Raw genomic sequence first — 8,078 nt, 5'->3', positions numbered from 1 at the left:
ATCACCTGCCCGGTCACCACCCTCGCCCCGCAAGCCTCGACCACCTGCACCAACGGCTACGTCATCACCCAGGCCGACGTCGACGCCGGATCCGTCGTCAACACCGCCACCGCCACCGGCACACCACCCACAGGACCTGCCGTCACCTCCGCCGCGTCCACCGCCACGGTCACCGCCGCACCGGACCCCAACCTCGCCCTGCTCAAGACCGCCTCACCGGCCACGGTAACGGCGGCCGGGCGGACGGTGACGTACTCCTACCTGGTGGTCAACACCGGCAACACCACGCTGACCGCGGTCGATGTGACCGACATCGCCTTCTCCGGCACCGGCACACCGCCCGTGATCACCTGCCCGGTCACCACCCTCGCCCCCCAGGACCTGACCACCTGCACCAGCACCTACGTCACCACCCAGGCCGACATCGACGCCGGCGCGATCGTCAACACCGCCACCGCCACCGGCACACCGCCCACCGGACCCGCCATCACGACTCCGCCGTCGACCGCGACGGTCACCGTCCCGTCCGCTCCCGCCCTGGCGCTGTTGAAGACGGGAACACCGGTCACGGTGACCACCGCCGGGCAGACCGTGACCTACGCCTACCTGGCCGCCAACACCGGCAACACCACCCTGACCGGGATCGCCGTGACCACCACCGCCTTCACCGGCACCGGAACACCCACCGCCATCACCTGCCCCGTCACCACCCTGGCCCCGCAGGCCAGAACGGTCTGCAGCAACACGTACGTCGTCACCCAGGCCGACATCGACACCGGAACCATCGTCAACACCGCCACCGCCACCGGCACACCGCCCACCGGACCGGCCGTCACCTCCGACCCGTCCACCGCCACCGTCACCGCCGTCGCCGCCCCCGCACTGGCGCTGCTCAAAACGGCGTCGCCGAACACGGCGACCGCCGCCGGGCAGACGGTGACCTACTTCCACATGGTCACCAACGCCGGGAACACCACCCTCACGGAGGTGGACGTCACGGGCACCTCCTTCACCGGCTCGGGCACACCACCCGTGATCACCTGCCCGGCCACCACGCTGGCGCCCCAGGACTCGACCCTCTGCACCGGCACCTACGTCGTCACCCAGGCCGACATCGACGCCGGATCCATCGTCAACACCGCCACCACCACCGGCACACCACCCACCGGACCGGCCGTCACCTCCGACCCGTCCACCGCCACCGTCACCGCCGCACCGGACCCCAACCTCGCCCTGCTGAAGACGGCCTCACCGACCGCGGTGGTCTCCGCCGGGCGGACGGTGGTCTACTCCTACCTGCTGGTCAACACCGGCAACACCACCCTGAACGGGGTGGAGATCACCGAGAGTGTCTTCTCCGGCACCGGCACACCGCCCGTGATCACCTGCCCGGTCACCACACTCGCACCGCAGGGCACCACCACCTGCACCAGCACGTACGTCACCACCCAGGCCGACATCGACGCCGGCGCGATCGTCAACATCGCCACCGCGACCGCCACGCCTCCCGGAGGGGCCCTCATCGCGGCTCCCCTGTCGACCGCCACGGTCACCGTCACCCCGGCTCCCGACGTGGCGCTGCTGAAGACGGGGACACCGACCACGGTGACGGCGGCCGGGCAGACGGTGGACTACTCCTACCTGGTCTTCAACACCGGCAACGCCACCCTGACCGGGGTGAACGTGACCGACACCACCTTCTCCGGCACCGGCACCGCCCCGGTGATCACCTGTCCGGCCGTCACCCTCGCACCGCAGGACACCACCACCTGCACCGGCACCTACGTCACCACCCAGGCCGACATCGACGCCGGCGCGATCGTCAACACCGCGACCGCCACCGGCACCTCGCCCGGTGGGACGGTCGTGACGTCCACCCCCTCCACCGCCACGATCACCGCCGAACCGGCTCCCGGCGTGGCGCTGCTGAAGACGGCCTCGCCGACCACGGTGTCGGCCTCGGGACGCACGGTGGTCTACTCCTACCTGGTGGTCAACACCGGCAACGTGACGCTGACCGGCGTGGACGTCACCGGAACGTCCTTCTCCGGCACCGGCCCCGTGCCCGTCATCACCTGCCCGGTCGCCACGCTCGCCCCGCAGGACACCACCACCTGCACCAGCACCTACGTCACCACCCAGGCCGACATCGACGCCGGATTCGTCGTCAACACCGCCGTCGCCACCGGCACGCCGCCCACCGGACCCGCCGTGACCTCCGACCCGTCGACCGCGACGATCATCGCCGCACCGGCTCCCAGCCTGGCACTGCTGAAGACGGCGGCACCGACCACGGTGGCCGCCGCCGGGCGGACGATCGTCTACGCCTACCTGGTCCTCAACACCGGCAACACCACCCTGAACGGCGTGACCGTCACCGACACCGTCTTCTCCGGCACCGGCCCCAACCCGGTGATCACCTGCCCGGCCACCACGCTGGCACCTCAGGAGGCCACCGTCTGCACCAGCACGTACGTCATCACCCAGGCCGACATCAACGCCGGAGCCCTCGTCAACACCGCCCTCGCCGCCGGCACTCCCCCGGAGGGCCCGGCGGTGGCCTCCGACCCGTCCACCGCGACGGTCGTCGTGGAGGCGGCTCCCGCCCTGGCGCTGCTGAAGACGGTGTCACCGAGCACGGCGACCTCCGCGGACCGGCCCCTGACGTACTCGTACACGATCGTCAACACCGGCAACAGCACCCTGACCGGGGTGACCGTGACCGACACGTTCTTCTCGGGAACCGGCCCCGACCCGGTGATCACCTGCCCGGTCGACACGCTCGCCCCGCAGGACACCACCACCTGCACCGGCACCTACGTCACCACCCAGGCCGACGTCGACGCCGGTGGTGTCGTGAACACCGCGGTCGCCTCGGGCACGCCGCCCACCGGACCCGCCGTGACCTCCGACCCGTCCACGGCGACGGTCGGCGGGGTGCCGACGGCCGGTCTGGCGCTGCTGAAGACGGTGTCGCCGAGCGTCCTGACGTCCGCGGGACGGCAGGTGACGTACTCCTACACGATCGTCAACACCGGCAACGCCACCCTGACCGGGGTGGGAGTCACCGACACCGCCTTCTCGGGAACGGGCACGCCCCCGGTCGTCACCTGCCCGGCCACCACCCTGGCCCCGCAGGACACCACGGTCTGCACCGGCACGTACCTGGTCACCCAGGCCGACGTCGACGCCGGTGGTGTCGTGAACACCGCGGTCGCCTCGGGCACGCCGCCCACCGGGCCCGCGGTGACCTCCGACCCGTCCACCGCGACGGTCACCGAGGTGGCGGCTCCCACGCTGGCGCTGCTGAAGACGGCGTCGCCGAGCACGGTGACGGCCGCGGGGCGGACCGTGACGTACTCCTACACGATCGTCAACACCGGCAACACGACGCTGACCGGGGTGGGGGCGGCCGACACGTCCTTCTCCGGCACCGGCACACCCACCCCGATCGTCTGCCCGGCGACGACGCTGGCGCCGCAGGACTCGACCGTCTGCACGAGCACCTACCTCACCACCCAGGCCGACATCAACGCCGGCGTGATCGTGAACACCGCGACGGCGACGGGCACACCGCCGTCGGGCCCGGTGGTGACCTCCGACCCGTCCACGACGGTGATCACGGGAGAGCCCGCCCCCAGCCTGGCGCTGCTGAAGACGGCGTCGCCGAGCACGGTGTCGGCGGCGGGACGGGAGGTGGTCTACTCGTACGCGATCGTCAACACCGGCAACCTGACGCTGACCGGGGTGACCGTGGCCGACACCAGCTTCTCGGGGACCGGCGGGCTGCCGGTGATCACCTGCCCGGTCGCCACGCTGGCCCCGCAGGAGACCACCACCTGCACCGGCACCTACGTCACCACCCAGGCCGACGTCGACGCCGGCGTGATCGTGAACACCGCGGTGGCGGCGGGCCTTCCGCCGGGGGACACCGGCCTGACCACCGCCGTGAGCCTCACGGCGGCCCCGGCGGCCCCGTCGGCCTCTGTGGCGGTCGCCCCGGTGACCTCCGACCCGTCGACGGTGGTGGTGACCGCCGAGCCGGCTCCCGGCCTGGCGCTGCTGAAGACGGCGTCGCCCAGGACGGTGGTGAGGCCGGGAGAGGCGGGAACCGTGACCTACTCGTACGCGATCGTCAACACCGGCAACGGGACGCTGACCGGGGTGAGCGTGGTCGACACCGCCTTCTCCGGCACCGGCACGGCCCCGACGATCACCTGCCCGGTCACGACGCTCGCGCCGCAGGCCACCACGACCTGCACCGGCACGTACGTCACCACCCAGGCCGACGTCGACGCCGGTTCGATCGTGAACACGGCGGTGGCGTCGGGCACCCCGCCGACGGGCCCGCGGGTGAGCTCCGAGCCGTCCACCGCGACGGTCGCGGCGGAGCTGTTCGCGAGCCTGACGCTGCTGAAGACGGCCAACCCGTCGGTCGTGTCGCAGGCGGGGCAGGAGGTCACGTACTCGTACCTGGTCACCAACACCGGCAACAGGACGCTGACCCGCGTGAACGTGACGGACACCTTCTTCTCGGGGTCGGGCGGAGCCCCCGCCATCACGTGCCCGGCGGTGACGCTGGCGCCGGACGGCTCGACGATCTGCACGAGCACCTACGTGGTCACCCAGGCCGACATCAACACCGGGTCCGTCGTCAACACCGCGATCGCCTCGGGCACCCCCGTGGTGGGCGACACGCTGACCAGCTCCCCGTCGACGGCGACGGTCGCGGTCGAGACGATCACCGGCCTGACCCTGTCCAAGACGGCGGAGCCGAGCACGATCACGGCGCCGGGGGTGACGGTGACCTACTCCTACCTGGTCGTCAACACCGGCAACGCGACGCTGACCGGCGTGACCGTGAGGGACGTCGCCTTCTCCGGCACCGGCACGGCCCCGACGATCGCCTGCCCGGTGACGACGCTCGCGCCGCAGGGCTCCACGACCTGCACGAGCACGTACGTCACCACCCAGGCCGACGTCAACGCCGGGTCGATCGTCAACACCGCGACCGCCTCGGGCACGCCTCCGGTGGGCCCGGTGCTGGCCTCCGACCCGTCCACCGCGACGGTCACGGCCGCGACGGCTCCCGGCCTGGCGCTGCTGAAGACGGCGTCGCCCAGCACGGTGGCGGCGGCGGGACGGTCGGTGACGTACTCCTACGACATCGTCAACACCGGCAACTCCACGCTGACCGGCGTGAACGTGACGGACACCTCCTCGGGGACGGGCACGCCGACGCCGATCACCTGCCCGGTGACGACGCTCGCGCCGCAGGACACCACGACCTGCACCGGCACCTACGTCACCACCCAGGCCGACGTCAACGCCGGGTCGATCGTCAACACCGCGATCGCCTCGGGCACTCCCCCCTCGGGTCCCGCGGTCGCCTCCGGCCCGTCCACGGTGACGGTCATGGTCGAGCCCACCCCCGACCTGGCACTGCTGAAGACGGCGAACCCGACGGCGCTGCTGGGGCCGAACCAGACGATCACGTACTCGTACACGATCGTCAACACCGGCAACGCGACGCTGAGCGGGGTGAGCGTGACCGACACCTTCTTCTCGGGGTCGGGCACGCCCCCGCAGATCACCTGCCCGTCGACGACCCTGGACCCGCAGACCTCCATGACGTGCACGGGCACGTACGTCACCACCCAGGCCGACGTCGACGCCGGTTCGATCGTCAACACCGCGACCGCCTCGGGCACCTCGCCGCTGGGCGTCCTCATCGTCTCGGACTCGTCCACCACGACGGTCGCCGGGGGGCCGGCCCCCAGCGTGGCGCTGCTGAAGACGGTGTCGCCGAGCATCCTGACGGCCGCGGGGCGGACCCTGATCTACTCGTACCTGATCGTCAACACCGGCAACACGACGCTGACCGAGGTGGGCGTGCGGGACACGGCGTTCTCCGGTACGGGGACGCCCGGCGTGATCACCTGCCCGGTGCGGACGTTGCAGCCGCAGGACTCCACGACCTGCACGAGCAGCTACGTCGCCACCCAGGCCGACGTCGACGCCGGGACCGTCGTGAACACGGCCCAGGCGTCGGGGGTCTCGGAGTCCGGTCCCGTGGCGGCCGCCCTCTCCCGCCCCCGCCTGGCGGTCGTGGTGGTGGCCTCGGCCCCGTCCACGGTGGCGGTGACCGTCCTGCCGGTCGTCGGCCTGGCGCTGCTGAAGACGGCGTCGCCGAGCACGCTGACGGCCCCGGGGCAGACGGTCACCTACTCCTACCTGATCGTCAACATCGGCAACACGACGCTGAACGGGGTGGACGTGACGACCACCGGCTTCACCGGAACCGGGACGCCCACGGCGATCACCTGCCCGGTGACGGCGCTGGTGCCGCAGGACTCGACGACCTGCACGAACACCTACGTCACCACGCAGGCCGACGTCGACGCGGGCGCGATCGTGAACACCGCGACGGCCTCGGGCGTCTCCCGGCTGGGCACCGTGGCGACCTCGGACCCGTCGTCCGCGACGGTCACCGCCGTGCCGACCCCCGCGCTGACGCTGCTGAAGAGCGCGTCGCCGGGCACGGTACGGGAGGGGCAGACGATCACCTACTTCTACCTGGTCGTCAACACCGGCAACTCGACGCTGAGCGGGGTGGGAGTGACGGACATCTCCTCGGGCACGGGGACGCCCCCGCAGATCGTCTGCCCGCGGACGACGCTGGCGCCGCAGGACTCGACGACCTGCACGAGCGCCTACACCGCCACCCGGGCGGACGTCGCCTCCGGCGCGATCGTGAACACCGCCACGGCCTCGGGCAGCCTGTTCCCGGGCGCGGTCACAAACTCCAACCCGTCGGCCGCGACGGTCGCGACGACCGGATCGGGGGGCGGCGGCGACGGCGACGCGACGGACCGCAAGGCCAGGATCCGCTCCGACTCCTCGACGTGCACCACGGTCGAGTTCCTCGGGGAGCGGCGGGTGTGCTGCGAGCGGAGGAACCCCTCGCGGTGGCACCGGGCCCACGACCGGGGGTGCGGCATCGGCCTGCTCCACCACTCCCGCGCGGACGCGAAGAAGCGGGACCAGGTCCGTCACCGCCCGTTCCGTCGGGACAGGTGAGGCTCGCGTCCCCCGGACGGACCGCCGCGTCCCCCCGGACGGACCGCGCCCCGACAGCCCTCCGCCTCCCGGGCGGACCGCCGCGTCCCCCCGGACGGACCGCGCCCCGACAGCCCTCCGCCTCCCGGGCGGATCGCCGCGCCCCGGCCGGATCGCCGCGTCCCCCGGACGGGGTCTCCCCCCGCGACGGGACGGATGGGCGTCCGATCTCGTCGAACGTGAACATCGCGCCAAAAGGGGGTCAGCGACGGACAACAAAGAATGTCGCCCGCCGGGGCGGTCGTATCATCGTCAATGATATGAGGCCCCTCCTCTCATAACAGTCACGGATGAACGGTTTCGGCGGCCGTCCGGCGCACCACACCGGCCGGCCTGCGCAAACCCGGTGCGCCCGGCGATTTCCCCGGCCCCGCACCGTGGTTCCGCACCGTGCGGGAAACCGGAAGCGGATATATCAAACGACTCAACAGATAATGCGGGAGCCGGTCGTGAACATGAAATGCACGTCGTATTCGATGATGAAGGTCTCCGCGCTGGTGATGGTCTCCATGCTGGCCGCCGGGTGTTTCGCGGACGGGGACGAGGACGCCATGCGCAACGTCGCGGCGGTGTCCGAGGAGAAGCCGGTCGCGGTCCCGACCCCGGAGGAGCTTGCGGCCAACCCGCTGCCGACGCAGCTGGCCAACGAGCCCCGCGTCCGCCAGAACGTCGTGCAGACCAAGTGCGCGGCCGTACCGGGCGGCTGGGGAGCCGAGGGGACGGCGAAGAACCCCGGGAAGAAGCCCGTGACCTACAAGGTCGTCGTCTACTTCACCACCACCAAGGCCACCACGCTGGACTACGCCCAGGCGCTCGTGACGGTCCCCCCGGGCAAGACGGTGCCCTGGACGGCGAAGAAGCAGTTCCAGGCGAAGAAGGAGATGCTCTGCCCCATGCCCGGGATCAGCGTCGTGTCCTGACGACCGTGACGCGACGACCGTCCCGCCCGAGGGGGCGGC

Annotated in this window: 2 protein-coding genes; both read left to right on the top strand. The window is 71.6% G+C overall.

Annotated features, from left to right (window positions below; all coding sequences use genetic code 11):
* The coding region (locus ACLQ2R_RS14700; RefSeq protein ID WP_425960037.1) for a beta strand repeat-containing protein at positions 1–7,080 on the top strand (7,080 nt) is incomplete at its 5' end.
* 515 nt (positions 7,081–7,595) lie between these two features.
* Positions 7,596–8,039, top strand: a complete 444-nt coding sequence (locus ACLQ2R_RS14695; RefSeq protein WP_425960036.1) for a hypothetical protein — start codon at positions 7,596–7,598, stop codon at positions 8,037–8,039.
* Positions 8,040–8,078 lie beyond the last annotated feature (39 nt).

This window comes from Streptosporangium sp. DT93 (assembly GCF_049844535.1).
GTDB lineage: Bacteria > Actinomycetota > Actinomycetes > Streptosporangiales > Streptosporangiaceae > Streptosporangium.
Note: the sequence above shows the minus strand (reverse complement) of the source record. Positions and strands in the feature narration are given on the sequence as shown.